Origin of the sequence: Rodentibacter haemolyticus, assembly GCF_015356115.1 — a bacterium.
GTDB classification, from domain to species: Bacteria; Pseudomonadota; Gammaproteobacteria; order Enterobacterales; family Pasteurellaceae; genus Rodentibacter; species Rodentibacter haemolyticus.
Genome location: NZ_CP063056.1, coordinates 2,201,661 through 2,228,073 on the forward strand (window position 1 = coordinate 2,201,661; position 26,413 = coordinate 2,228,073).

Sequence of the window (26,413 nt, forward strand, 5' to 3'; positions counted from 1 at the left end):
GGCAAATGAAATTGATAATGACCAAAAATATTTTGGCAACGGCGGTATTAAGTGCGTTGCTTTTTCATTCAAGTACTGGTTTTGCTGTTGCGCCAAAGCTGAAGCCAAGTGATATAAATATTCCTTCTGCCACAGAAGAAAACCAACTTGCGACAAAGCGTGCGACAACACGTTTAACGCAATCTCACTATCGTAAATTTCAACTTGATGATGCCTTTTCTGAAAAGATTTTTGATCGTTACATTAAAAGCTTAGATTATAGCCGTAACACTTTTTTACAATCGGATATTGATACATTACGTCAGAAATACGGCTCGCAATTGGATGATCAGTTAAACCAAGGTGATCTTTCCGCAGCTTTCGCTATTTATGATTTGATGATGAAACGTCGTTATGAACGTTATGCTTACGCCCTTTCGTTATTGGATAAGGAACCTCGCTTGGATGGTCAGGATCAAATTGAGATCGATCGTGAAAAAGCGAATTTTCCAAAAACAGAGGAAGAGGCGAATCGCCTTTGGGAAGAGCGTGTTAAGAATGATGTGATTAACCTGAAATTAAAAGATAAAAAATGGTCTGAGATTAAAGATAAACTCACCAAACGTTATAATTTGGCTATTCGCCGTCTCACCCAAACCAAAGCGGATGATATTGTTCAGGTTTACTTAAATGCTTTTGCCCGTGAGATCGATCCGCATACAAGCTATCTTGCACCACGTACAGCGAAAAGCTTTAATGAAAGTATGAACCTTTCTTTAGAAGGTATCGGTGCAACTTTGCAATCGGAAGATGATGAAACCATTATTAAATCTCTTGTACCCGGTGCCCCGGCTGCACGCAGTAAAAAAATTCAAGCCGGCGATAAAATTGTTGGTGTGGGTCAAGGAAAAGGGGAAATCGAAGACATCATCGGGTGGCGTCTAGAAGATATTGTTGACAAAATCAAAGGTAAAAAAGGCACTAAAGTTCGCTTGGAGATTGAACCGGCAAAAGGTGGCAAATCACGGATTATCACTTTAGTTCGTGATAAGGTACGTATTGAAGATCAAGCTGCGAAATTGACCGTTGAAAAAGTAAAAGGTGAAAATGTCGGTGTTATTAAAATTCCAAGCTTTTACATCGGCTTAACGGAGGATGTGAAAAAATTATTAACGAAAGCCGAGAAAAAGCAGGTTAAAGGCTTAATTGTTGATTTACGCGAGAACGGTGGGGGAGCATTGACCGAAGCTGTTGCATTGAGCGGTTTATTTATTACTGATGGGCCGGTGGTGCAAGTTCGTGACGCTTATCAACGTATTCGTGTTCACGAAGATGATGATCGGGCGGAGCAATATAAAGGCCCGTTAATTGTGATGATTAACCGTTTTAGCGCATCGGCTTCAGAGATTTTTGCCGCGGCAATGCAAGATTACAACCGCGGAATTGTGGTGGGGCAAAATACCTTTGGTAAGGGTACGGTTCAACAAAGTCGTTCTTTGAATTTCGTTTATGACTTGGATCAAACGCCGCTGGGGGTTTTACAATATACAATCCAAAAATTCTATCGTATTAACGGGGGGTCAACACAATTAAAAGGTGTTGCTGCCGATATTAAATTCCCTGAAATTATTGATGCGAAAGAAAATGGGGAAGAAAAAGAAGATAATGCGTTGCCTTGGGATAAAATTCCTGAGGCCACTTATTCTGAAGCAGGCAATGTTCATCAATATATTCCGGAATTAAATAAAAATCATTTGGCGCGCATTGCGAAAGATCCGGAATTTATTGCGTTGAATGAGGAATTGAAAATCCGTGATGAACGTCGTGATCGTAAATTTCTTTCTTTAAATTATCAGGAACGCAAAGCGGAAAATGATCAAGATGAAGCAAGACGTTTGAAAGATATCAATGAGCGTTTTAAACGTGAAGGCAAAAAGCCGCTTAAAGATATTGATAATTTGCCGAAAGATTATGAGGCACCGGATTTCTTCTTGAAAGAAGCGGAGAAAATGGTTGCAGATTTGATAAAACTGAGTATAAAACAAGAAAAAACAGAGACAAATCTTCAGCTATCGGATAAAAAATAATAATTTTTTTGATCGCGTTTGAATAAAACGCGATCTTTTCTATAAATCTTTAAAGGAACTTTTATGTTGAAAGGTTGTATCAAATTAGGTGTATTGGCATTACCCTTATCAATGATAACATCGGGCTGCGCTTTGGCTGATTGGGCAAAACAAGCCTCTACGTCGGCTACTCCGACGATTGATATGTCGAAACTTTCACCTGAGGAACGTGCGAAATTAGAAGCCGAGATGAAAGAAGATCAAGCGCGTTTGGCCGCAGAAAAGCAAGCAATGCTTGAAATGTCGCTTACTCATGAAATCGGCGAACATCATTTACAATTTAAGTCGGTTTTGGCAAAACTTTATGCCGAGAATAAATATGAATTATTATGGCAGGATAAATCGGCGGAAAAACAATTTCTCCGTGAATATGCTGCGATGGTGGCAAGCGGTATTTCTAAAGCCTCTGCGCAATCTTTGGAAAATTTAAGCCGGGTAGAGCAAAGTGGCGGTTTGACTTATGATGCGCTTTTAAGCGATGCGTTTCTGGATTATGTTTATTACAGTATGAATGTCAATCAACAAGCCCAGCGTTGGTTGTACGGTTCGGGTTCTTATAAACCGCAAGCGCCGAGTGATGAGCAAATCCAACAATGGTTAAGTGCGGTTAAAAATAATGATGTTTTGACTTATGTAAAAGGTTTATCCACCAATAATTCACATTATCGTCAAACTATCCAAGCCTTGCCTTCAATGATTTCCGCTTCAGGTTTAACGCCTACCGGAAGAAAATTAGCGATTAACGCCCAACGTTTACGCGTTATTCCTGATTTTTATAATGGTATTTTCGTGAATATCCCAAGTTATCAGTTGCGATATTATCGCGATGGTCGTCTCGAGTTGGAATCTCGCGTCATTGTAGGGAAAGATGAACGTCGGACTCCTGTGATGTACAGTAAATTGAGTAATGTTGTGGTGAATCCGCCTTGGAACGCACCGACTCGTTTGGTTAACGAAGATATTGTTCCGAAATTGAAACGTGATCCGGGTTATGCGGCAGCGCATAATTACAGCATCTTAGATAGCAAAGGTAATAAAATCGATCCTTATTCGATTAATTGGAATGCCATCGGTAAACATTTCCCATACCGTATTCGTCAAGCGGCAGGAGATAGTGCGCTGGGTAATTATAAATTTAATATGCCAAGCTCCGATGCGATCTATTTGCATGATACGCCTAATCGCAACCTTTTCTCTCGTAAGGATCGTGCGTTAAGTTCCGGTTGTGTTCGAGTGGAGAAATCTTCTCAGCTTGCGGGTATTTTGTTAAAAGAAGCGGGTTGGTCGGAAGAACGTAAGAGAAATGTATTAGCAAGTAAGAAAACAACATCGGCCGTTGTTCGTTCTGACAATCCGGTGTTTTTATACTACGTAACGGCTTGGGTTGATAATGGTCAGACCAAAGTATTACCGGATATTTATAAATATGACAATGCTATTGGCGGCATTGATATTGATTGGAATACAGTGAAAAAATATTTGTAATCTTGAAAAGGTTTTAATTCACTATTTCACTATTTTTAGTTGAAATAAACTGACAACAGAGAAAAAAGTAATGAGTAAGATTAATTATGAACGTCGAAAATGGCTTTCTCTCGGCGGTATCATATTAGGGGCAGGTATGTTGCCTAATTCTGTGCTTGCGATGGTTTCTACGCCGAAACCCCGTATTTTGGCATTTCGTAATGTTAATACCGGTGAACGTTTAAGTGCCGCATTTTCACCCGGTACCGGTTTTAATGTTTCGATATTAAAAAAACTTGATTATTTCATGCGTGATAAACGAACGAATCAAGTCCATCGTATGGATCCTAATTTATTTATGAAATTGTATCGTATCCAAGGTAATTTAGGATTACAAACTGCAGAGATCCAAATTATTTGTGGTTATCGTTCTGCGGCGACAAATGCAATGCGTCATCGCCAAAGCCGCGGTGTAGCGAGTAATAGCTATCATGTGAAAGGTAAGGCGATTGATTTTCGTATTGATGGTGCGCCGCTTGCCAGAATTAAACAAACGGCAGAAAAACTGAACAATGGCGGGGTAGGATTTTACCCACGCAGTAATTTTGTTCATATTGATACCGGCCCGGCGAGAACTTGGCGTGGGGTGTAAAATAATAAGAAAATTAACCGCACTTTGGTGCGGTTTTTGTTTATGAGGAAGAAAAGATGAATATTGAGATTATCCCCGTAACGGCATTTCAGCAAAATTGTTCTTTAATTTGGGATGATGAAAAAAATGCGATCATTGTTGATCCGGGTGGTGAAGGTGAAAGACTGATTCAGCGCATTGAAGAGTTGAGTTTAAATCTAAAGGTGATTTTACTCACTCACGCCCATCTTGATCATGTTGGGGCTGCCGAGCAGTTAAAGAAACATTTCAGTGTAGAAATTTGGGGGGCTCAGGAAGAAGATCGTTTTCTTTTTGAAACGCTTCCTGAACAAGCAAAACGTTTCGGATTACCTCATATTGAGGCATTTTTACCTGATCGTTGGTTAAATGAGGGAGAAATTTTAACAATCGGTGATTTTAAATTCGATATTCTACATTTACCGGGGCATACGCCGGGACATATCGGGTTTATTGAACAAGAGAAAAAAGTCGCTTTTACCGGCGATGTGCTGTTCCAAGGAGGAATTGGGAGAACGGATTTTCCGCGTGGAAATTATGAGCAGCTGATTGCTTCAATCCGTGAGAAACTGTTCAAATTGAATGATGATATGATCATCATTGCCGGCCATGGACCTTATACAACGATTGAACGTGAAAAAATCAATAATCCTTTCTTGAAGTAAAAATAAAGGCACTTTTTAGTGCCTTTGTTCTTCGCTAATTCTTACATTTTTTCAACGGTTTTGATTCCAAGTAAATCTAAACCTTGTTTTAAGGTTTTTTCCGTGAGTAAAGCAAGTTTTAAACGACTTAATTTCACGGCTTCATCTTCTGTATTTAAAATCGGGCAATGCTCGTAGAATGAAGAAAAGACACCGGCTAATTCGTACAAATAAGCACAAAGCACGTGTGGCGTACCTTCTTTCCCGACAGTTTGTACCGCTTCTTCAAATTGTAGAAGTTTGATTGTGAGGGTCCGTTCTTTTTCATCGATTAATAATAATGGCGCATTATAAAGTGCGGTCAAATCTACCTCTGTTTTGTTGAAAATAGAGCGAATACGTGTGTAGGCATACTGCATATAAGGTGCGGTATTGCCCTCAAAACTTAACATATTGTCCCAATCAAACACATAGTCAGTCGTGCGGTTTTTAGAAAGATCCGCATATTTCACTGAACCGATTCCCACCGCTTCAATCACCGCAGATTTTTCAGTTTCGGATAAATTATTGTTTTTTTCATTGATTAGGACGGTTGCGCGCTCAATGGCTTCATCTAACAAATCAGCTAATTTTACTGTGCCGCCGGTACGGGTTTTAAAGGGTTTTCCATCTTTACCCAGCATCATACCGAAGTTTTTATGCTCAAGAGAGAAACTGTCCGGTACATAACCTGCTTTACGGGTAATTAGCCAAGATTGCTGCATATGTTGGCTTTGACGGGTGTCGGAAAAAACTAAGGCACGATCTGCTTTTAATGTTTCGTAGCGATATTTTGCTGCGGCAATATCCGTTGTGGTGTAAAGGAAACCGCCGTCTTTTTTCTGCACGATGACCCCCATCGGTTCGCCTTCTTTGTTTTTGAATTCGTCCAAATAAACAACCAATGCACCTTCGTCTTCTACGGCTAAACCTTGTTTTTTCAGATCCTCAACAATACTTGGTAACATTGGATTATAAAGACTTTCACCCATTACGTCTTTTTCCGTTAAAGTAACGTTTAGACGATCATAATTATGCTGGTTTTGTTGCATCGTGATATCGACTAAACGTTTCCACATTGCACGGCAATATTCATCACCGCTTTGTAATTTCACAACATAATTACGGGCTTTTTCTGCAAAAATTTCATCTTCATCATAATGCTTTTTGGCTTCACGATAGAAGGCTTCTAGATCGTGAAGTTCCATCTCATCGGCCTGTTCATTTTGCACTTTTTCAAGATAGGCAATCAGCATACCGAATTGAGTCCCCCAATCCCCCACGTGGTTTGCTCGGATTACGTGATGACCTAAAAATTCAAGTGTACGAACAACGGCATCGCCGATAATCGTAGAACGCAAATGCCCGACGTGCATCTCTTTGGCGACGTTCGGCGAAGAATAATCAACGACAACGGTTTGTTTATCTGTTGCTTTAATGCCTAAATGGGGTTGAGTAAGTGCTGATGAGGCCTGTTCTGCAAGCCAAGCAGGAGTTAAGAAAATATTGATAAAACCGGGGCCGGCGATTTCTAGTTTTTCCGCAATATCGGAAAGATTCGCTTGCTCTAATACTTGCTGTGCAAATTCACGTGGATTCAAGCCCAGCTTTTTTGCCGCTGCCATAATGCCATTCGCCTGGTAATCGCCAAATTGGGGTTTTCCTGATTGGCGAACAAGTGCATCACAGGATTGATCCGCACCGGCTGTAATCATCGCTTGTTTGATTTTGTCGGCTAAAATAGATTGAATATTCAAGGTTTTCCTCGTTCAAAATTGAATTCTAAAAATAATCGGCTATGATACCGTTCTTTGCTGATTTATCAAAGAGACAAAATGATAAAATTAAACGAAAATTTGACCGCACTTGAGCAAGAATTAGAGGATTTTGAAAACAAAATTCAAGCGTTGGCAAGGGTGATGAAAGTGAATTTGTCCGATTATGAGATCGATCATCTTGCTTTACGAGTGAATAGTGAACAAAATGCAAAAAACCGGCTGACACTTTTATTAAAGTACGGTAAAATTTTGTCCGATAATATCGTCAATGGGCGGCCGATCTATTTAATTCAATTAGAAAAGCCCCTTGCCTTTGCAGGGCAACTTGTTGATATTATTGAATTGCCGTTTCCTAAAAAGAAGCAATATCCTCAAGAAACTTGGGAACATATTGAGATTGTGATTCCTTTTCTCTCAAATGAATCGACGAAAGATTGGATAGAAAGGATTTACAATCATTTTTTATGGCAACGTGTGAGCCAACTAACAATTAAAGTGAGTGAACCCAAAGTAGAAGGCGAGCGTTTACCTAATCCTTCTATTGCAGTGAGTTTTGTAGATAAAACAATGAATCATACTTGCATTAAAGTTCACCCTTACTCTATTAAAAAAGTACTCGAGGTTTAGCACAATGAAAAAAGTAACGTTAGCATTTGCCGCTTTATTAAGCTTAGGTTTAGCGGCTTGCTCATCAAATCATCAAAAAGATGAAAACGCTTATAAAGGTCAGGTAATTTTTAGCGAAATGCAAGGGGAAAACCTTCAATTAACTATTCGTAAAAATAATTGTTCATATAAAGTAGAAGGTGAAACCGAAACTGTTACTCACAAATATGACTCAACTTTAGTTGTAGGTGCTTGTGTAAAAGTATCAGATGACGGTAAAGGTTTAAAAAATATCTCTACGTGGTCTCCAAGAAAACCAATCTAATTTTTAAAGTGGACTAATAATTATGAAAAAAATGACAGTTGCGTTAGTGCTTGCGGCTGCCTTAAGTGTAACCGGTTGCGCAAATACCGATATTTTCAGCGGTGATGTTTATTCGGCAGATCAAGCAAAGGAAGCACGCTCAATTAGCTATGGCACGTTAGTCTCGGTTCGTCCGGTGAAAATTCAAGCGGATAACCCTGGCGTGATCGGTACTGTTGGTGGTGGTGCGATAGGTGGTATTGCCGGTAGTGCGATTGGCGGCGGTCGAGGTCAAGCCATTGCGACTGCTGTAGGGGCGATTGCAGGTGCTGTCGTCGGTAGCAAAATTGAAGAAAAAGCAAGCCAAGTTAATGGTGCTGAACTTGTCATTAAAAAAGATGATGGCAAAAGCATTGTTGTAGTACAAAAAGCTGATCCGAAATTTGTAGCAGGGAAACGTGTACAAATCGTGGGTGGTTCTTCATTGAATGTGTCTGTGATTAATTAATCGGTTTTTCATTTTGTTGTATAAAAAAGGCGAACTTAATGTTCGCTTTTTTGTTTTCGGCATGGTAGATAAAAGTATTGGTAAAAGCGGTATTATGTAGCACTTGCACGAAACATTGTAAGGTGTATTAGGCGAATTCATAACGCACCAAGTAACAAGATTGTCTATTACACCAAAATTCAGATGAAAATAACCGCACTTTAACAGAACTGAAAAAAGTGCGGTTATTTTTTAGATTTTTTTCATTTGATGTCGGAGAAAGTTGTCGGCTAATTCCGAGAGATTTAGCCCGTTTGGAAACGTTAAATCGGGTGCGATTTCTAGCAACGGCACAATGACAAATTCTCGATTGTGCATATCATAATGGGGGACGGTTAATCGTTCGTTTCGAATGATCTCATTGCCGTAAAGTAAAATATCTAAATCTAAGGTGCGTTCCCCCCAACGCCGTAAACGTACTCTCCCTTGCTCATTTTCAATGCGTTGTAATTCATCCAATAATGCTAATGGTGCAAGCTGCGTTTCGATTTTTGCGACGGCATTGACATAGTCGGGTTGATCCTGCGGGCCGAGCGGTTTGCTTTGGTAAAAAGCGCTTACCGCAATCAGATTGGTTTGCGCTAGGTTATCGATAGCTTTTAACGCATTATTGAGTTGCTCAACGGGCGTATTCAAATTACTGCCGAGGGCAATATATACTGTATTCATATTCTATAATTTCACGGATTTTGACTTACGGGGTTTGCGTGAGCGAAAATATTTTTTCTTAGGCTTAGGATGTAAGCGTTGTTGTTCCTGCACAAGTTGATTTCGTTGCTCGCCGTTGCTGAATTGATATTCATGCCACCATTTTGCCAGTTCAACCGTCTCTCCGCCTTCGATTTCCGCACGCATTACCAATAAATCAAACGCCGCACGGAATTTAGGATGTTCCATTACACGCACGGGGGCGGAACCGGTACGTTTTAAAAGTTGTAATTGTAAGAACCAAATATCCCGAATGACAGTGGTGTGGCGGCGTGGCGCAGCAAGCGCACGACAAAATAAATCTAACACTTCATTACCGGCAAGGGCATAAGCATCGTGATTATTTAGTCCCCCTTCATTTTTCAAAAGCTCCACTTTTTCACGTAACGGATACCAAAAAAAGGCAGCAAATAAAAATGCGGGATTAATGCGTAGTTTATCGGCAATGCGTTCATCTGTTGAGGTGAGTGCGGTTACGATCATACGCTCGGCAAAACTATCTTCTTTCTCTGTGAAATAGGCTGAAAGAGAAGGGAAAAGCGGCTCAAATAAGCCGTATTGACGTAATAAACGATAGGTTTTTACACCATGACCGGCTTGTAACAATTTTAAACTTTCATCAAATAAACGTGCCGGTGGAACATTTTTCAGTAAATGCGCCAATTTGCGAATCGGTTCTTCACTTGATTTTTCAAGAAACATATCCAACTTCGCCATAAAGCGAATAGAACGTAACATTCGTACGGGATCTTCTTGATAACGGATAGTCGGATCACCTATCAAACGCAATTTACCGGCTTTTAAATCTTCAATTCCACGGAAATAATCACGCAACGTATTATTCTGCGGATTGTAATAAAGCGCATTCACGGTGAAATCACGGCGTTCGGCATCTTGCTCGATGGTGCCGTACACATTATCACGGAGAAGCATACCTGCGTTACTCTGTTTGGCTTGATGTTCACCTCGGGCATCATCGTGATTGGCTCGAAAGGTCGCCACTTCAATGATATCGCGTCCAAACATAATATGCGCCAAGCGGAATCTGCGCCCTACCAAGCGACACTGACGTTGGAAAATATTTTGAATTTGTTCGGGGCGGGCATTGGTCGCGACATCAAAATCTTTTGGGTGTTTACCCAGTAAAATATCGCGAATACAACCACCCACAATATAGGCTTCAAAACCTTGACGTTGTAATTTTTCCACAACGCTGAGTGCATTACGGCTAAACATACGCGGATGAATACCAAAGTGCGCGGCTTTAATAATACTTTTGTCATCGCGAGGTGATTTATTGATTTTTTTAGTTGCTCGAGACGCATTGTTTGAAGGCTCGATTCGTTCGGAATGCGCTTTTATTTGGGCTGATTGTTTCGGTGCATTTTGTGATTGCGGTTTTTTCTTTTTGCCAAATAAATTTTTGATATAAGTAAAAATAATAAACTCCGTTTTTAATGTAATTTTCGTTTGAACCTTCATCGGCAGAGATGAACTTTGTTCTAAATAAAGAGGCTCATTGGAAATGCAAAAAGTGCGGTCAATTTTAACCGCACTTTCTCTTTTTTAACAGAATAAATTAACCGGCGACTTGTTTTTCGCGAATCTCCGCCAAGGTTTTACAATCAATACAAAGATCCGCCGTTGGGCGTGCTTCTAAACGGCGAATGCCGATTTCTTCGCCACAAGAATCACAGTAACCGAAATCATCGGTATCCAGTTTTTTCAGTGTCGATTCAATTTTTTTCATCAACTTACGTTCACGATCACGATTGCGTAATTCTAAACTGAATTCCTCCTCCTGTGTCGCGCGATCAGCCGGATCCGGGAAGTTAGCCGCTTCATCACGCATATGCGCAACAGTACGAGACGCTTCTTCCACGATTTGTTCGTGCCAGGCGGCTAAGATTTTTTTGAAATGAAGAATTTGATCTTCATTCATATATTCTTCATCTTTTTTGGGTTGATATGGTTTTACGCCGGCGAGTTCTAATAAACTTAACGATGCTTTTGACATACCTCACTCCTAATACAAACAGAATTTAAGCGTGACGTTCACGACTTCCTGTCATTGTTGTTATGTTTGGTTCTGACGAACCCCGATTTTTGAGGGCGATATAAATAACAGAACTTTCTTGTTTTAGCAAATAGAATTTCGCCCGCTAAATTTGAATTTGTCGATCAAGATCGCAAAATCAATGAAGGATGATTGCTTATTTATTAAAAAATACATAGCGTATCCGTAGTTTATCTACGGATTTTATTTTATGCCGTTTAATGTATTTACGTTAGCTATCTGCGTTATTTTTGCTTCACTGTCATTAATGTTTTTGCCGGATTTTATGTTAATCGGCCGGAAACAAATGCTGTTCTGCCATTTAGCGTTCGTTCTGACCGCCGTTTTCTTCTATTGGTTCAAAAAAATATTTGTTTTTCGTTTTTTTATTTCTCTCAATATTGCGCTTTTAACCCTGGGATACGTCCATTCTTTTGCCCTTGATTTACTGCGGCAAGCCGATGAAGTCTCCGTTCAAAAACAACCGTTGATTTTTACTATTGAAGAAGTACTACATCAGCAAGCGTATCAAACGGTCATTGTTCGCACGGTACTAAAAGAACGGCGGGGCGAGCAGCGTATTTTTCTTAATTGGAAAGCAAAGGAACGTCCTTTTTTAGGGGAAACCTGGCAAGGCGAAGTTTTTCTTCGTCCGCTTTCCGGAAGATTGAACTTCGGTGGTTTTGATCGTCAGAAGTGGTATTTTTCCGAAGGAATTATTGCAACAGGAACGGTAAAAAGTGCGGTCAAAATCAAGAGTGATTTTTCATTACGGGAGAAAATATTACAGCAAGCATTGAAACAGACCGAAGGACTTTCCTTACAAGGTTTGTTAATCGCCTTAGCTTTTGGCGAACGGGCGTGGCTTGATAAAACAACGCAGAGAATTTATCAGCAAACTAATACCGCGCATTTAATTGCGATTTCGGGACTGCATATCGGTTTGGCAATGGGGATTGGTTTTTTTCTGGTTCGCTTAATGCAATTTTTTCTTCCAACCCGTTTTATTCATCCGTTTTTTCCCTTGTTCTTTGGGGGAATTTTTGCCTTGTTTTACGCTTACCTTGCAGGATTTACCGTTCCCACTTTTCGTGCAATTTCCGCCTTGATTTTTATTTCCTGCATACAAATAGCTCGGCGATATTATTCTACTTTTCAACTTTTTATTTTAGTGGTGGCATTTCTTTTATTATGGGATCCGCTTATGCCGCTTTCCATCAGTTTTTGGCTTTCCGTCGGCGCCGTGTGCTGTTTAATCCTATGGTATCGCTATGTGCCGTTTTCTCTTTTTCAATGGCGGCATCAGCCTTTCTCTCAAAAAGTGCGGTGGATAATGCGTTTGTTCCATTTGCAGTTCGGCTTGTTTCTATTGTTCACACCGTTACAGCTTTTCTTTTTTAATGGCATTGCGTTAAATGGTTTTTTCGCCAATTTGATTGCCGTGCCTTTTTATAGTTTTTTCCTTGTGCCTTTGATTCTATTTGCCGTATTGTCGAAGGGGGCGTGTTCTTCTTGGGAATTGGCTAATGAATTAGCAGAACGGATAACACAAGTTATTGCCTACTTTCAAGGAAGTTGGTTTGCGGTCTCATCGAATGTATCGCTTGTTTTGACCGCACTTTGTAGTCTGATTTTCCTCTTAATAATTTATGGGATTTATCGGGAAAAACCGGTAACGCAACAAGATTGGAAAATGAAACAGACAAAATTTTTCACATTAAGTGTGAACAAATCATCTCCGCGGATTGAGCTTAAACAAGTAATCGGTATTTCGGTAAGTATTGCGGTTTTATGTTTATTGATCGGGGCGTATCGGCAATATCAAAAACCGCTTTGGCAGCTTGATACATTAGATGTGGGGCAGGGCTTGGCAACGTTAATCGTAAAAGACGGAAGAGGTATTTTGTATGATACCGGTGCGGCGTGGCAGGGTGGTTCAATGGCTGAATCGGAAATATTGCCTTATTTGCAACGTGAGGGAATTGAGCCGGATAAATTGATTTTAAGTCATGATGATAATGATCATTCCGGTGGGACGAGGGCGATTTTAAAGGCTTATCCTCATTTAGAACTGGTAAGTTCATCAGAAAAAACTTACGGTGAAACTGACCGCACTTCCTGTATTGTCGGAAAAAGCTGGCAATGGCGTGGCATTTCATTTCGCGTACTTTCTCCTGAGAAATCGGTTGCACGGGCGGATAATGTCGATTCTTGCGTGATTTTGATTGATGACGGGCAATATCGTGTTTTGCTAACCGGCGATGCCGAAACGAAAAACGAGCGGTTTTTTGCCCGCACTTTAGGCAAACTTAATGTCTTGCAAGTGGGACATCACGGCAGTAAAACCTCTACGGGAGAATTTTTACTTGCCCAAACTCAACCGGATATTTCGATTATTTCCAGCGGTCGTTGGAACCCGTGGAAATTCCCCCATTCTTCGGTAACGGAACGCTTAACGCGCTATAAAAGTGCGGTAGAAAATACGGCGTTTTCAGGGCAAATTCGGGTGGGTTTTTATCGGAATAAGATAACAATTGATACCGCCAGAGACGCTTTTTCACCTTGGTATGCGCGAGTGATTGGATTATCAAACGAATAAAAGGTACAATGCCGCCGAAAATTTTTTATAGAAGATAACTGATATGCAAAATCAAGAGATGCAAGATAAAGACTTTTCTACAATGCAAACTTTTAAGCGTTTATGGCCGATGATTAAACCTTTTAAAGCAGGATTAGTGGCTGCGGCTATCGCTTTAGTGTTGAATGCCTTAGCCGATTCGGGGTTGATTTATTTATTAAAACCCTTACTTGACGATGGGTTTGGCAAAACCAATCATTCTTTTTTAAAAATGATGGCGTTTGTTGTTGTCGGTATGATTTTCTTGCGCGGTGTGAGTAGTTTTATCTCTAACTATTGCTTAGCGTGGGTGTCGGGCAAAGTGGTGATGACAATGCGTCGTCGTTTGTTCAAACATTTAATGTTTATGCCCGTGAGTTTTTTTGATCGTAACACTTCAGGAAAATTGCTTTCCCGAATTACCTACGATTCCGAGATGATCGCTAATTCCTCTTCCAATTCCCTTGTGACTATTGTGCGCGAAGGCGCATATATAATCTCCCTGCTGGCAGTGATGTTTTATACAAGCTGGGAATTGACCTTGGTGCTTTTTATTATCGGGCCTGTCATTGCGATTTTAATTCGTTTGGTTTCGAAAGTTTTTCGTAGATTAAGTAAAAATATGCAAGATTCGATGGGGGAGCTCACTTCCACCACAGAACAAATGCTGAAAGGGCATAAAGTGGTGCTTTCTTTTGGGGGGCAATATGTGGAAGAAACGCGTTTTAACCTCGTCAGCAACGATATGCGCCGTAAAGGTATGAAAATGGTTACGGCGGATGCCATCTCTGATCCGGTGGTACAAATTATCGCTTCTCTTGCTTTAGCGGCGGTACTTTATTTAGCCACCACGCCGCTTATTGCCGATGATCACCTCAGTGCGGGTTCGTTTACCGTCGTATTTTCTTCTATGCTTGCGATGATGCGTCCGCTTAAATCTTTAACGAACGTAAATTCACAATTCCAACGGGGAATGGCGGCTTGCCAAACCTTATTTTCAATTTTGGATTTAGAAGTGGAAAAAGACACAGGCACTTATAAGGCGAAACCGGCAAAAGGGAAGCTTGAATTTAAAAATGTGAGCTTTGCCTATCAAGGCAAAGACGGGCTGGCGTTAAATAATATTTCCTTCAGTATTCCGGCGGGAAAAACCGTTGCGTTAGTAGGTCGTTCAGGCTCCGGAAAATCCACTATCGCTAATCTTGTTACCCGTTTCTATGATATTGAACAGGGTGAAATTTTACTTGATGGCGTGAATATTCAGGATTATCGCTTATCAAATTTACGTGAAAATTGTGCTTTAGTATCACAGCAAGTGCATTTGTTTAATGATAGCATTGCCAATAACATTGCTTATGCCGCAGGTGATAAATACACACGTGAAGAAATTATTGCAGCGGCAAAAGCCGCTTACGCCTTAGAATTTATTGAAAAACTACCGGAAGGTTTCGATACGGTGATCGGCGAAAACGGTGCGAGTCTTTCCGGCGGTCAACGCCAACGTTTAGCCATTGCCCGTGCTTTATTACGCAATTCTCCGGTATTGATTTTAGATGAGGCGACTTCTGCGCTTGATACTGAATCGGAACGTGCTATTCAAGCGGCACTTGAAGATCTGAAAAAAGATCGTACGGTTTTGGTTATCGCTCATCGCCTATCCACTATTGAAAATGCCGATGAAATTTTAGTGATTGATCACGGCGAAATTCGCGAACGCGGCAATCATCAGGCATTGCTTGAACAAAATGGAGCATACAAACAGTTGCATAGTATGCAGTTTAATGGCTAATGATAAATTAAGCGCAAGTTGAAAAACTCGCGTTATTATGTAGCATTTGTACAAATCATTTTAGTAGCACAAACCATAGTCGTTGCATAAACCATAGTAGGGTGCCGTTAGGCGAAGCCGTAACGCACCAATAATGAAATTTATTGATAAATCGATAGAAAGGTGCGTTACGCCTACGGTTAACACACCCTACACCGATAAATATCGGATATAAAATATTCTTTGTGCGACTGATACGTAACACCGAAAATCCGTGTTGTTTTATACGCACTTTTAGACTATTTAGAAAGGATTCTCTATGCCATTTTGGTACTCCCGTTCTAAACTCGCTTGGCTACTTTTGCCATTTTCTTTGCTTTTTTGGGTTATCAGCCAAATTCGCCGTGCTTTTTTTTCATTGGGTATAAAATCCGCTTATCGTGCGCCGAAACCTGTTGTCATCGTTGGCAATTTATCTGTAGGGGGAAACGGCAAAACACCGGTTGTAGTGTGGCTTGTTGAGGAACTTAAAAAACGCGGATTGCGTGCCGGCGTCATTTCCCGTGGTTATGGCGGTTGCTCAAAAATCTATCCGCTGCTTGTAACGGAAAACACTTCGCCTATTGAAGGCGGCGATGAACCTGTTCTTATCGCAAAACGCACTTCCGTACCGGTGGTGATTTCACCGAATCGCCGACAAGCCGTCGAACTGCTCTTGAAACAAAGTGAGTGCGACATCATTATTTCTGACGACGGTTTACAACATTATCAACTACAACGGGATCTTGAAATTGTGGTGATGGATGCCGAACGTGCGCTTGGCAACGGTTTTGTATTGCCCGCCGGTCCTTTACGTGAATTGCCGAGTCGATTAAAAAACGTTGATTTTGTTATCACGAATGGAGGAAAAAATCAGTATTCTGATGCGGTGATGACGTTAGTTCCTCATTATGCCGTCAATTTAAAAAGTAAGGAAAAACGCCGGTTAAATGAATTTGAATTCGGTTCAGCCATTGCCGGTATTGGTCACCCGCAGCGTTTTTTTACGATGTTGGAAAAACAGGGCATCGTATTAAATCACACTCAAGCATTTCAAGATCATCAACATTTTGAGGCCGCACAATTAGAAAAACTTGCCCGAAATCAACCGCTCTTTATGACGGAAAAAGATGCCGTGAAATGCCAAACTTTCGCCCAAGAAAACTGGTGGTATGTTCCGGTGGAAGCAGAGATCGTTGAAGCCGAAAAACACAACGAAAAATTACCGCGCTTTTGGGCAAAAATTGAGGAATTACTGGGGCGATATTGATATGTTCGAACGATTGAATCCCAAATTGCTTGAAGTGATTGCTTGCCCGCGTTGTTTGGGACGTTTGCAATATGATGCGAAAAATCAACGATTAATTTGTCGCTATGAACAGATTGCCTATCCGATTGAGAACGGTGTGCCTATATTGGTGGCAGAGAAAGCTGAAATAATAAGAGAGAATTAAGCCGTCTAAGTATATTCAAAGGTGTGGAAATGCAGCTTTATCATTAAGAAGGAATATTTTATGTCATTTACCGTTATTATTCCCGCCCGCTTTGCATCATCACGTTTGCCGGGTAAACCCCTTGCCGATATCGCCGGTAAACCGATGATTCAATATGTTTTTGAAAAAGCACTACAATCTGGTGCAAGCCGTGTGATTATCGCTACAGATAACGAAAAAGTGGCGCAAGCGGCAGAAAATTTTAGTGCGCAAGTTTGTATGACTTCGGAACATCACAATTCCGGCACGGAACGTTTAGCCGAAGTCGTGAAAAAACTGGCGATTGCCGATGATGAAATTATCGTCAATATTCAAGGTGATGAACCGCTTATTCCACCGATAATCGTGAGTCAAGTAGCTGAAAACTTGGTTAAATTTAACGTGAATATGGCGACCCTTGCGGTAAAAATTCACGAACCTGAAGAATTATTTAACCCGAATGCAGTGAAAGTGCTTACCGATAAAAACGGCTATGTATTGTATTTTTCCCGTTCCGTGATTCCTTACGATCGGGATCAATTTATGGCGTTACAGGATGTGGCAAAAGCGAAATTAGCAGATGCTTATTTGCGCCATATCGGCATTTATGCTTATCGTGCCGGCTTTATTAAACAATATGTGCAATGGAAACCGACCCTGCTGGAAAACCTAGAAAAACTGGAGCAATTACGTGTTCTATGGAACGGGGAACCTATTCACGTGGAATTGGCAAAAGCCGTGCCGGCAGTGGGCGTGGATACGGCGGAAGATTTAGAAAAAGTGCGGTCGATTTTGGCTATGAATTAATATGTTTGATCCAAAAAAATTTCTCTCGGACGTTCCCCATGAACCCGGTGTTTATCGTATGTATGACGATAAAGATCAGGTGATTTATGTGGGGAAAGCAAAAGATTTAAAAAAACGTCTGTCCAGTTATTTTCGCGCTAATCTCAGTAGTAAGAAAACCGAAGCCTTAGTCGCCGCGATTCATCATATTGATACGACGATCACCTCTTCAGAAACCGAAGCCTTACTACTGGAGCATAATTTTATCAAACTCTATCAACCGCGTTATAACGTGTTATTACGCGATGATAAGTCCTATCCTTTTATTTTGCTTACGAAAGAACGTCATCCGCGAATTGCTTCTTATCGTGGAATGAAAAAAATTGCCGGTGAATATTTCGGACCTTACCCACATGCGGGAGCTGTGCGTGAAACTTTATCTTTATTGCAAAAATTATTCCCTGTGCGCCAATGTGAAAATTCCGTCTATGGCAATCGCTCCCGCCCTTGTTTGCAATATCAGATCGGACGTTGTTCCGCCCCCTGTGTAAAAGGTCATGTAACGGATGAAGAATACAACCAACAAGTCGAATTGGCTCGCTTATTTCTGCAAGGTAAAGATCAACAAGTGCTGGATTATTTAATCGGTAAAATGGAGCAGGCAAGCCGTGATCTTGATTTTGAACAGGCAGCCCGTTATCGCGATCAAATTCAAGCGGTGCGCGCGGTGATTGAAAAACAATTCGTATCGAATGAAAGATTGGACGATATGGATATTATGTCCATTGCCTATCAACACGGATTGGCCTGTGTGCAGGTGATGTTTATTCGTCAAGGTAAAGTATTGGGGAACCGTAGCTATTTCCCAAAAGTGCCGGCAAATACGGATCTTTCGGAACTGACGGAAACCTTTGTCGGTCAGTTTTATTTGCAAGGGCATCAAGGAAGAAGTATCCCGAATAACATCATTGTAGATCGTCAATTGCTGGAAAAATCGGAATTAGAGCAATTATTGACCGAACAAGCCGGTCGAAAAGTAACCATTCAAGAAAGTGTGAAGGGAGATAAAAGCAAATATTTACAACTAGCACAAGTGAATGCGAAAGCGGCATTGGCAACGCAACTTAAACAATCATCGCGGATGTCGGAACGCTATCAAGCCTTGTGTGAATTACTTAATGTGCCTGAAATTAAGCGAATGGAATGTTTTGATATTAGCCATACGATGGGAAACCAAACGGTTGCCTCTTGTGTCGTGTTTAACCAAGAAGGTCCATTGAAATCCGATTATCGCCGTTTCAATATTGAAGGTATTACCGGAGGAGATGATTATGCGGCGATGGAACAGGCGTTGAAAAAACGATACGACCGTGATCTTGAAGAAGATAAAATTCCCGATATTATTTTTATTGATGGTGGGAAGGGCCAGCTAAATCGTGCTTTAGAAGTGTTCCAACATCTCAACGTAAAATGGAATAAAAATCGACCGCACTTAATCGGTGTGGCAAAAGGTGTGGATCGTAGGGCGGGGCAAGAAGTCTTGATTATCAGCAAACAAGAACGTGAAATTCATCTTCCGGACGACAGCCTTGCCTTGCACTTGATTCAGCATATTCGTGATGAAAGTCATAATCACGCTATTAGCGGGCATCGCAAAAAACGCCAAAAAGCCTTCACTCAAAGCGGCTTAGAAAGTATTGAAGGCGTGGGGGCAAAACGCCGACAAGCATTGTTGAAATATCTTGGCGGATTGCAGGGCGTGAAAAATGCCACCTTGGACGATATTGCTTCCGTACCGGGGATTTCTCGCCGATTGGCGGAAAGCATTTTTGAAACCTTACGAAGCTAGCACAAATAGACGTTGCTTTTCTTTGTAAAGTGATTATGATCCTCGCCCTGTTTTTTTATTTATTAGGAATGAATTATGTTTGAGTGGCTTTCTGATCCCGAAGCTTGGATTTCACTTGTGACATTGACCGCACTTGAAATCGTTTTAGGGATTGATAACATTATTTTTATTAGTATTTTAGTGGGACGTTTGCCGGCTCAACAACGCCAATCGGGACGTATTATCGGTCTTGGTCTGGCAATGATTACCCGAATCTTACTTCTCATGTCGCTTGCTTGGATGATGAAACTCGTCGAGCCGCTTTTCACCGTGTTTAATCAAGAAATTTCCGGTCGAGATCTGATTTTATTAATCGGGGGGTTATTCTTAATCGTGAAAAGTAGTGGTGAAATTAAAGAAGCCATACATCCTGAAAAACATCATGAAAGTGAAAATAAAAAGAAAGTCAGTTATTTTGGTGTACTCATTCAAATTGCGATTTTGGATATTGTATTCTCGCTTGATTCAGTGATCACCGCAGTGGGGATGGCAAACCATTTAGCAGTAATGATTCTTGCCATTGTGATTGCAGTTGGAGTGATGATGTTTGCGGCAAAACCAATCGGTGATTTTGTGGATACGCACCCGACTTTAAAAATCCTTGCATTGGCGTTCTTAATTCTTGTCGGCGTGAGCCTCGTTGCTGAAAGCTTTGATATTCATATTCCGAAAGGCTACATCTATTTTGCTATGGGTTTTTCTGCCGTAGTAGAAATGTTGAATATCAAAATGAGAAAGGCGATGAAATAAGATTGTTGAGGGAAGCCAAACATCGTGTTCCCTACGCTTATTCAAACAGCATTTTATGCAATTGCGGCTAATACCGTGAAATCACAGGTATTATGTAGCGCTTGCACAAATCATCGGTAGGATGCTGTTAGGCGAAACCGTAACGCGCTAATAGATTAAACGGTGCGTTATGCAAAGCTCAATGCACCTTATCCCAATATTGGGTACAAAATTCTCTTGACTGATACATAATACCGAAAAAGTGCGGTCGATTTTGACCGCACTTTTACGTGATTTCTATCCATTATTTAAATAGCACTGAGTGCGATCCTACTCGATAGAGTTTTATCACTTGGTTTTCAATTCTAAGTCTAACTACTTAGCATTTTTAGCGGCAAGTTGTTTGATTTCGTTATCAATGCAACAAATAGTAAGACCACCGTTCATTTTTATCACCTCTTCTATTTCGTTAGTACGCATTGTAATAACAAAATTGTATTGACACAGTGTTTATCTAACTAATTTCACTAAAAATGTGATCCGATTCAAAAAAATGAATAAAAAAACAAAATTTTGTGATTTTTATAAAATATGGAATAAAGTCGTATTTTTTATTTTTTTAGTTGATTATTTTTTATTTTAATCTTTATTTTGTGGAAAATTAAGAATTTAATTCTAATTTTATTCTTTTGAATGTGCTGTTTTATGCTAGACAAAGATTTTTTTGTCAGTATGATGAATGGTATTAAGAAAACAATAAGCTTAAACAATCGGTAACAACACAAAGTGCGGTCAATTTTAGGAGAGAATTATGAAGAAATTATCCGGTGCTGAAATGGTAGTGCAATCGCTACGTGATGAAGGGGTAGAATATTTATTTGGCTATCCGGGCGGTGCGGTATTAGATATTTATGATGCGATTCACACCCTAGGGGGGATTGAGCATATTCTGGTACGTCACGAACAGGCGGCCGTGCATATGGCGGATGGTTATGCACGGGCTACGGGCAAAGTCGGCTGTGTGCTTGTTACATCAGGTCCCGGAGCGACAAATGCGATTACCGGTATTGCGACCGCTTATGCGGATTCTATCCCAATGGTGGTGCTTTCCGGTCAGGTTATGACGGATTTAATTGGTCGTGATGCGTTCCAAGAATGCGATATGGTGGGGATCTCACGCCCTGTGGTTAAGCATAGCTTTATCGTAAAAAAAGCAGAGGATATTCCTGAAACATTGAAAAAGGCTTTCTATATTGCCTCAACAGGTCGTCCCGGCCCGGTTGTGGTGGATATCCCGAAAGATACGGTAAATCCGAATCATAAATTCCCTTATGAATATCCGAAATCCGTTGAGATGCGTTCTTATAATCCCACAGTAAACGGACATAAAGGACAAATTAAAAAGGCATTGAAAGCATTACTTGTGGCGAAAAAACCGGTTCTTTTTGTCGGTGGCGGAGCGGTTTCGGCAGAATGCAATGAAGAACTCTTGAAATTTGCACAAAATCTAAATTTGCCGGTAACGGCTTCTTTAATGGGGTTAGGGGTTTATCCGAGTACCGATAAACAGTTTTTAGGTATGTTGGGAATGCACGGTACTTATGAGGCGAATAACGCCATGCACGAAAGTGATTTAATTCTTGGTATCGGTGTGCGTTTTGATGATCGTACCACGAATAATCTTGAGAAATATTGCCCGTATGCCAAAGTGATCCAAATTGATATTGATCCCACTTCCATTTCTAAAAATGTACAAGTAACAATCCCGATTGTGGGAAATGCGAAAAACGTATTAGAAGAATTTTTAAGTTTATTAGGTGAAGAAGGAGTTGCCCGCTCACAAAATTATCTTGAAGATTGGTGGAAACAAATTAATGAATGGAAAGCAAAAAACTGTTTGGATTTCGACCGCACTTCCGAGGTCATCAAACCTCAGCAAGTGATGGAAGCGGTATATCGCATCACCAATGGGGAAGCTTATATTGCCTCCGATGTAGGGCAGCATCAAATGTTTGCCGCCTTGCATTATCCTTTTGATAAACCACGTCGTTGGATCAATTCGGGCGGTTTAGGCACAATGGGCTTCGGCTTACCGGCGGCACTGGGGGCAAAATTGGCTCAACCGAATGCAACGGTAGTTTGCGTTACCGGTGATGGCAGTATTCAAATGAATATTCAAGAACTTTCAACTGCAACGCAATACGGTATTCCGGTAGTCGTAATTTGTCTGAATAACCATTTCTTAGGAATGGTGAAACAGTGGCAAGATTTAATTTATTCCGGTCGTCATTCCCAAACCTATATGAATTCACTGCCGGATTTTGTGAAATTGGCGGAATCTTATGGTCATGTAGGTATAAAAATCGCCACTGCGGATGAGTTGGAAAGCAAATTAAAAGAAGCCTTTAGTATTAAAAATCAACTTGTCTTTGTTGATATTAACGTAGATGAGACCGAGCACGTTTACCCAATGCAAGTGCGTGGCGGGGCGATGAATGAAATGATTTTAAGTAAACCGCAAGGGGAGAATAATAATGCGTAGAATTTTATCTGTTTTATTAGAAAATGAATCCGGGGCGTTATCACGCGTGGTGGGCTTATTTTCTCAACGTGCATTTAATATTGAAAGCCTCACCGTAGCTCCGACAGACGATCCGACTTTATCTCGAATGACGATTGAAGCAGTGGGAGATGAGCAGGTATTGGAACAAATTGAAAAGCAACTCCATAAATTAGTTGATGTATTCAAAGTGATTAGTTTAAGCGAGCACGAACACGTAGAACGTGAAGTAATGCTCCTTAAAGTTCGTGCAACAGGTCAATCACGTGATGAAATCAAACGTCTGGCAGATATTTTCCGTGGTCAGATCGTAGATGTAACACCAAAATCCTACACGATCCAGCTTACCGGCACCAAAGACAAACTTGATGCTTTTGTTGCCGCCGTGAAAGAAGAAACGACATTACTGGAAATCGTCCGTTCAGGGCTGATTAGTTTGTCCCGTGGTGAGAAGAATATGCTTTAATCATTTCTTTGAGAAAAATCCGTGCTGAAATTTATTAGTACGGATTTTTTTGTGTTAAATTTTTTGACAGTCACCGAAAAGGCGAATATAGTCGGGAAACAACTGAAAGTCGCAGTTTCTAGAATTTTGAAATAGCAAGCTAAGCTATTATCATTGTCGTTGAAAATACTAAAATAGGGATATTATTCCCTGTTTTTAACAAGAAAGTTGAGCCGAGCAATCGGGGGAATTTCTACAGGAAATACATTGAGATTTAATATTTATGAAAAATCTTTTAGTTGTGAGTACTTCACCTATTATGTGTGGAGTTCAGGTGGTTTTAGCAGAATATCTAAATATTCTAAATCAATATGAACAATATCATATTGATTTAGTTTATATGATGAATCGAGGAGATTTTAAACTTAATGAAATTCCTAAGGAAATTGATATTCATCAACTTATTACACCGATTGAAACGGAGTTTTTGATTTATATCGGAGAAACCTTAGATACACGAGATTTAGCCCATGAAAAAAGAGCATATTATCAGTCTTGGAGAAATGCACTAATTCAAAAATTAAATCAAGGATTGTTAGAGAAAATCAATAGTAAACTTTATCAAGCAATAATTGTGTTTAATAATGAAAGAGCGTCTTTTGATCATTTTCTTGAAAAGTTTGATATAAATTCCAAAATACCCGTTATTAGATGGGTTCACAGCTATGTTGATTTTACTTACTGGAATGAACATAATCGTTATGTCTTAAATAAATATCAACATATTTTTGGTATTTGTGATGAGATGCAGACGGCGATTTCTGCTAAATTAGCTGAAATAGGCGTAACTCAAACACAGGTTCATTCTCTCTATAATCCTGTAAAAATAGAAAATATTAAAGAAAAGGCAAAACAGTATTGTATTGAAGATTCGGAATTACTTACTGATGATTTTATTGTGGAAGTATGTCGTTTAGATGAGGGGCAAAAAAATCTAATTCAGTTAATTAATATATTTTCAACTTTAAAACAAAAAGGGGTTAAGGAAAAATTATATATTATAGGAGATGGTCCTTCTAAAGCATTGTTACAACAGCATATTTCTCAATTAGGTTTAGAAGCTGATTGCCTATTATTAGGGTATAGAAGTAATCCGTTTCCTTTTATGAAAAAGGCAAAGCTATTTGTTCACACGGCAAGATTTGAAGGTTTACCAACGGTATTGATTGAGAGCATGGTATGTGGCACTCCTGTGGTGGCGATGGATTGCCCGGTGGGGCCTAAGGAAATCTTAGGATATGGAAAGTACGGTGTACTAGTACCACTATTCGATGAAAAAGCCTTTGTTGAAAAAACCTTTGAATTATTACAAAACGAAATGAAGCGACAAACTTATATTCAATCATTGCCTGAAGCTATTATGCCTTTTTCTGAACAAACGATTACGAATAAATTGGATAGCTTGTTAAACCAAATTTTAGGTTAAAAATAGAGAAATTGATGAAAAAAAGTAAGGGGATTAACCCTAAATATTACGTTGATTGTTTTAAGTGATAAATTTATCGGTACGAATAAGGAATAAACTTTAGTGTAATCAAAAAGGAAGTCGTTCGACTTCCTTTATAGTGTTGCTTTGATTATTTCTGACGCATTGCCGGGAATAAAATGACATCGCGGATAGATGCTGCATTTGCAAATAACATAGCGAGGCGATCGATGCCTAAGCCTTCGCCGGCGGTTGGCGGTAAGCCGTGTTCAAGGGCGACTACAAAGTCTTCATCTTTAAACATCGCTTCATCATCACCGGCTTCTTTTGCGGCAACCTGCGCATCAAAACGTTCGTTTTGATCTTCGGCATCGTTAAGTTCTGAGAAACCGTTACCGATTTCACGACCACCAATAAACAATTCAAAACGATCCGTTACATCAGGGTTTTCATCATTACGGCGTGCTAATGGCGAAATCTCTGCCGGATGAGCCATTAAGAAAGTCGGTTGAATTAAGTGATGTTCCGCTACTTCTTCAAAGATTGCATTTACAATGCCGCCTAAGCCCCAAGATTTTTGTACTTCAATACCTAAACGTTCTGCAGTGGCTTTTGCGCGATCAAAATCATATAAATCTTCTTTTACGATACCTTTATCCGCTCCGTATTTGATGGTTGCATCGTGTAAAGTGATACGTTCAAAGGGTTTACCGAAGTCAAATTCATATTCACCATATTTCACGATAGTCGTGCCAAGAATATCAAGTGCAAGTTTGCGTAATAATTCTTCCGTGTTATCCATTAAATCGTGATAATCCGCGTATGCCTGATAGTATTCAAGCATAGTAAATTCAGGATTATGTCTCACCGAGACGCCTTCATTGCGGAAGTTACGGTTTAATTCAAATACACGCTCAAAGCCGCCGACAACCAAACGTTTTAAATAAAGTTCAGGGGCAATACGTAAATACATATCCACGTCAAGTGCGTTATGATGAGTGATGAAAGGACGGGCGGAAGCGCCACCGGGAATTACCTGTAACATTGGGGTTTCTACTTCCATAAAGCCTTTGGAAATAAAATATTCACGGATACCGGCCACGACTTTAGAGCGAATGATAAAAGTGCGGCGGGACTCTTCGTTAGAAATTAAATCCAAATAGCGTTGGCGATAGCGTACTTCTTGATCGGTTAAACCGTGGAACTTATTCGGCAGAGGGCGAAGTGCTTTGGTTAAAAGCTGAACTTCGGTGGTTTTTACAGTAAGTTCATCCGTTTTGGTTTTGAAAAGGGTGCCTTTTACACCGATAATATCGCCGAGATCCCAATGGCTAACATCTTCTTTATAGACATTTTCAGGCAGATTATCACGTGCGACATAAAGCTGGATTTTGCCGCTCATATCTTGAATAGTGATAAAGGTTGCTTTCCCCATTGTTCGGCGTGTCATAATACGGCCTGCTACCTGTACTTCAATTGCTTTTTCTTTTAGTGCCTCGCTTTCCTCAGAATCGTATTTGTCGTGTAAATCTTGAGCAAGCGCATCACGGCGGAATGTATTCGGGAAAGCATTACCTTTTGCTCGTAATGCGGCGAGTTTTTCTCGGCGAACAAGCATTTCGCCATTGAGATCCAATTCTTTTACTTCTTGTTCTGACATTTTTGTTACCTTCATTTTTACTTTAAAATCTATTAAAAAAAT

General features: G+C 40.3%; 22 protein-coding genes. 17 read left to right on the forward strand and 5 right to left on the reverse strand.

Annotated features, from left to right (window positions below; genetic code table 11):
* Window positions 1-5: 5 nt before the first annotated feature.
* The 4 genes from prc (at window position 6) to IHV77_RS10540 (ending at window position 4,904) form a co-directional block, all read left to right on the forward strand.
* A complete protein-coding gene (gene prc, locus IHV77_RS10525) occupies window positions 6-2,066 on the forward strand; it encodes a carboxy terminal-processing peptidase (protein ID WP_194811905.1) in 2,061 nt (686 codons plus the stop codon).
* A 63-nt stretch (window positions 2,067-2,129) separates the two neighbouring features.
* The gene (locus IHV77_RS10530; RefSeq protein WP_194811906.1) at window positions 2,130-3,590 is read left to right on the forward strand and encodes a L,D-transpeptidase family protein; all 1,461 of its coding nucleotides are present in this window, start codon (window positions 2,130-2,132) and stop codon (window positions 3,588-3,590) included.
* 70 nt (window positions 3,591-3,660) lie between these two features.
* Window positions 3,661-4,221 (forward strand): YcbK family protein, encoded by a 561-nt coding sequence (locus tag IHV77_RS10535; RefSeq protein ID WP_194811907.1) that lies wholly within the window; start codon window positions 3,661-3,663, stop codon window positions 4,219-4,221.
* Between the two features lie 56 nt (window positions 4,222-4,277).
* A complete protein-coding gene (locus IHV77_RS10540) occupies window positions 4,278-4,904 on the forward strand; it encodes an MBL fold metallo-hydrolase (protein ID WP_194811908.1) in 627 nt (208 codons plus the stop codon).
* Window positions 4,905-4,945: 41 nt separating this feature from the next.
* Here IHV77_RS10540 and argS read toward each other — a convergent pair whose 3' ends face one another.
* The gene (argS, locus tag IHV77_RS10545) at window positions 4,946-6,679 is read right to left on the reverse strand and encodes an arginine--tRNA ligase (protein ID WP_194811909.1); all 1,734 of its coding nucleotides are present in this window, start codon (window positions 6,677-6,679) and stop codon (window positions 4,946-4,948) included.
* Window positions 6,680-6,757: 78 nt separating this feature from the next.
* Between argS and IHV77_RS10550 the strand changes: the two genes are divergently transcribed.
* From IHV77_RS10550 to IHV77_RS10560, 3 genes are read left to right on the forward strand one after another with little or no spacing between them, the layout of a single operon-like run.
* A complete protein-coding gene (locus IHV77_RS10550) occupies window positions 6,758-7,327 on the forward strand; it encodes a VOC family protein (protein WP_194811910.1) in 570 nt (189 codons plus the stop codon).
* Window positions 7,328-7,331: 4 nt separating this feature from the next.
* Window positions 7,332-7,631 carry a hypothetical protein gene (locus IHV77_RS10555; protein ID WP_194811911.1) on the forward strand — a complete coding sequence of 100 codons (300 nt, stop codon included), beginning with the start codon at window positions 7,332-7,334 and terminating at the stop codon, window positions 7,629-7,631.
* 22 nt (window positions 7,632-7,653) lie between these two features.
* The gene (locus IHV77_RS10560; protein ID WP_194811912.1) at window positions 7,654-8,118 is read left to right on the forward strand and encodes an outer membrane lipoprotein; all 465 of its coding nucleotides are present in this window, start codon (window positions 7,654-7,656) and stop codon (window positions 8,116-8,118) included.
* A 231-nt stretch (window positions 8,119-8,349) separates the two neighbouring features.
* On the opposite strand, the gene folK is transcribed toward IHV77_RS10560, so the two are convergent.
* From folK to dksA, 3 genes are all read right to left on the reverse strand, one after another.
* Window positions 8,350-8,826, reverse strand: coding sequence for a 2-amino-4-hydroxy-6-hydroxymethyldihydropteridine diphosphokinase (gene folK / locus IHV77_RS10565; RefSeq protein ID WP_194811913.1), 477 nt, complete (start codon window positions 8,824-8,826; stop codon window positions 8,350-8,352).
* A gap of 3 nt (window positions 8,827-8,829) precedes the next feature.
* A complete protein-coding gene (gene pcnB, locus IHV77_RS10570; protein WP_232842178.1) occupies window positions 8,830-10,101 on the reverse strand; it encodes a polynucleotide adenylyltransferase PcnB in 1,272 nt (423 codons plus the stop codon).
* A 343-nt stretch (window positions 10,102-10,444) separates the two neighbouring features.
* Complete coding sequence (dksA, locus tag IHV77_RS10575) at window positions 10,445-10,882, reverse strand: RNA polymerase-binding protein DksA (RefSeq protein ID WP_194811915.1); 438 nt, start codon at window positions 10,880-10,882, stop codon at window positions 10,445-10,447.
* A 250-nt stretch (window positions 10,883-11,132) separates the two neighbouring features.
* Here dksA and IHV77_RS10580 point away from each other — a divergent pair, with 250 nt between their 5' ends.
* The 10 genes from IHV77_RS10580 (at window position 11,133) to IHV77_RS10625 (ending at window position 24,711) form a co-directional block, all read left to right on the forward strand.
* Window positions 11,133-13,520: a DNA internalization-related competence protein ComEC/Rec2 gene (locus IHV77_RS10580; RefSeq protein ID WP_194811916.1), complete on the forward strand. Its 2,388-nt coding sequence runs from the start codon at window positions 11,133-11,135 to the stop codon at window positions 13,518-13,520.
* Between the two features lie 58 nt (window positions 13,521-13,578).
* Window positions 13,579-15,327, forward strand: coding sequence for a lipid A ABC transporter ATP-binding protein/permease MsbA (gene msbA, locus IHV77_RS10585; RefSeq protein WP_408635298.1), 1,749 nt, complete (start codon window positions 13,579-13,581; stop codon window positions 15,325-15,327).
* A 298-nt stretch (window positions 15,328-15,625) separates the two neighbouring features.
* Entirely contained in the window at window positions 15,626-16,615 is a 990-nt protein-coding gene (lpxK, locus tag IHV77_RS10590; RefSeq protein WP_194811918.1) for a tetraacyldisaccharide 4'-kinase, read from the forward strand.
* Window position 16,616: 1 nt separating this feature from the next.
* Window positions 16,617-16,799, forward strand: coding sequence for a Trm112 family protein (locus IHV77_RS10595; RefSeq protein WP_194811919.1), 183 nt, complete (start codon window positions 16,617-16,619; stop codon window positions 16,797-16,799).
* Window positions 16,800-16,859: 60 nt separating this feature from the next.
* Window positions 16,860-17,624, forward strand: a complete 765-nt coding sequence (gene kdsB / locus IHV77_RS10600; RefSeq protein WP_194811920.1) for a 3-deoxy-manno-octulosonate cytidylyltransferase — start codon at window positions 16,860-16,862, stop codon at window positions 17,622-17,624.
* 1 nt (window position 17,625) lies between these two features.
* Window positions 17,626-19,452 (forward strand): excinuclease ABC subunit UvrC, encoded by a 1,827-nt coding sequence (gene uvrC / locus IHV77_RS10605; protein ID WP_194811921.1) that lies wholly within the window; start codon window positions 17,626-17,628, stop codon window positions 19,450-19,452.
* A gap of 75 nt (window positions 19,453-19,527) precedes the next feature.
* The gene (locus IHV77_RS10610; protein WP_194811922.1) at window positions 19,528-20,241 is read left to right on the forward strand and encodes a TerC family protein; all 714 of its coding nucleotides are present in this window, start codon (window positions 19,528-19,530) and stop codon (window positions 20,239-20,241) included.
* Between the two features lie 790 nt (window positions 20,242-21,031).
* Window positions 21,032-22,762 (forward strand): acetolactate synthase 3 large subunit, encoded by a 1,731-nt coding sequence (locus IHV77_RS10615; RefSeq protein ID WP_194811923.1) that lies wholly within the window; start codon window positions 21,032-21,034, stop codon window positions 22,760-22,762.
* Window positions 22,755-23,246 (forward strand): acetolactate synthase small subunit, encoded by a 492-nt coding sequence (gene ilvN, locus IHV77_RS10620; protein ID WP_194811924.1) that lies wholly within the window; start codon window positions 22,755-22,757, stop codon window positions 23,244-23,246. The genes IHV77_RS10615 and ilvN overlap by 8 nt, the downstream gene beginning before the upstream one ends.
* 262 nt (window positions 23,247-23,508) lie before the next feature.
* Window positions 23,509-24,711 carry a glycosyltransferase gene (locus tag IHV77_RS10625; protein WP_194811925.1) on the forward strand — a complete coding sequence of 401 codons (1,203 nt, stop codon included), beginning with the start codon at window positions 23,509-23,511 and terminating at the stop codon, window positions 24,709-24,711.
* Window positions 24,712-24,862: 151 nt separating this feature from the next.
* Here IHV77_RS10625 and lysS read toward each other — a convergent pair whose 3' ends face one another.
* Window positions 24,863-26,371 carry a lysine--tRNA ligase gene (lysS, locus tag IHV77_RS10630; protein WP_194811926.1) on the reverse strand — a complete coding sequence of 503 codons (1,509 nt, stop codon included), beginning with the start codon at window positions 26,369-26,371 and terminating at the stop codon, window positions 24,863-24,865.
* Window positions 26,372-26,413: the final 42 nt, after the last annotated feature.

Coding starts and splice junctions, on each gene's coding strand:
- prc (WP_194811905.1), top strand. CDS start 6: ATGAAATTGATAATGACCAAAAATATTTTGGCAACGGCGGTATTAAGT.
- IHV77_RS10530 (WP_194811906.1), top strand. CDS start 2,130: ATGTTGAAAGGTTGTATCAAATTAGGTGTATTGGCATTACCCTTATCA.
- IHV77_RS10535 (WP_194811907.1), top strand. CDS start 3,661: ATGAGTAAGATTAATTATGAACGTCGAAAATGGCTTTCTCTCGGCGGT.
- IHV77_RS10540 (WP_194811908.1), top strand. CDS start 4,278: ATGAATATTGAGATTATCCCCGTAACGGCATTTCAGCAAAATTGTTCT.
- IHV77_RS10550 (WP_194811910.1), top strand. CDS start 6,758: ATGATAAAATTAAACGAAAATTTGACCGCACTTGAGCAAGAATTAGAG.
- IHV77_RS10555 (WP_194811911.1), top strand. CDS start 7,332: ATGAAAAAAGTAACGTTAGCATTTGCCGCTTTATTAAGCTTAGGTTTA.
- IHV77_RS10560 (WP_194811912.1), top strand. CDS start 7,654: ATGAAAAAAATGACAGTTGCGTTAGTGCTTGCGGCTGCCTTAAGTGTA.
- folK (WP_194811913.1), bottom strand. CDS start 8,826: ATGAATACAGTATATATTGCCCTCGGCAGTAATTTGAATACGCCCGTT.
- pcnB (WP_232842178.1), bottom strand. CDS start 10,101: ATGTTTAGCCGTAATGCACTCAGCGTTGTGGAAAAATTACAACGTCAA.
- dksA (WP_194811915.1), bottom strand. CDS start 10,882: ATGTCAAAAGCATCGTTAAGTTTATTAGAACTCGCCGGCGTAAAACCA.
- IHV77_RS10580 (WP_194811916.1), top strand. CDS start 11,133: ATGCCGTTTAATGTATTTACGTTAGCTATCTGCGTTATTTTTGCTTCA.
- msbA (WP_408635298.1), top strand. CDS start 13,579: ATGCAAGATAAAGACTTTTCTACAATGCAAACTTTTAAGCGTTTATGG.
- lpxK (WP_194811918.1), top strand. CDS start 15,626: ATGCCATTTTGGTACTCCCGTTCTAAACTCGCTTGGCTACTTTTGCCA.
- IHV77_RS10595 (WP_194811919.1), top strand. CDS start 16,617: ATGTTCGAACGATTGAATCCCAAATTGCTTGAAGTGATTGCTTGCCCG.
- kdsB (WP_194811920.1), top strand. CDS start 16,860: ATGTCATTTACCGTTATTATTCCCGCCCGCTTTGCATCATCACGTTTG.
- uvrC (WP_194811921.1), top strand. CDS start 17,626: ATGTTTGATCCAAAAAAATTTCTCTCGGACGTTCCCCATGAACCCGGT.
- IHV77_RS10610 (WP_194811922.1), top strand. CDS start 19,528: ATGTTTGAGTGGCTTTCTGATCCCGAAGCTTGGATTTCACTTGTGACA.
- IHV77_RS10615 (WP_194811923.1), top strand. CDS start 21,032: ATGAAGAAATTATCCGGTGCTGAAATGGTAGTGCAATCGCTACGTGAT.
- ilvN (WP_194811924.1), top strand. CDS start 22,755: ATGCGTAGAATTTTATCTGTTTTATTAGAAAATGAATCCGGGGCGTTA.
- IHV77_RS10625 (WP_194811925.1), top strand. CDS start 23,509: ATGAAAAATCTTTTAGTTGTGAGTACTTCACCTATTATGTGTGGAGTT.
- lysS (WP_194811926.1), bottom strand. CDS start 26,371: ATGTCAGAACAAGAAGTAAAAGAATTGGATCTCAATGGCGAAATGCTT.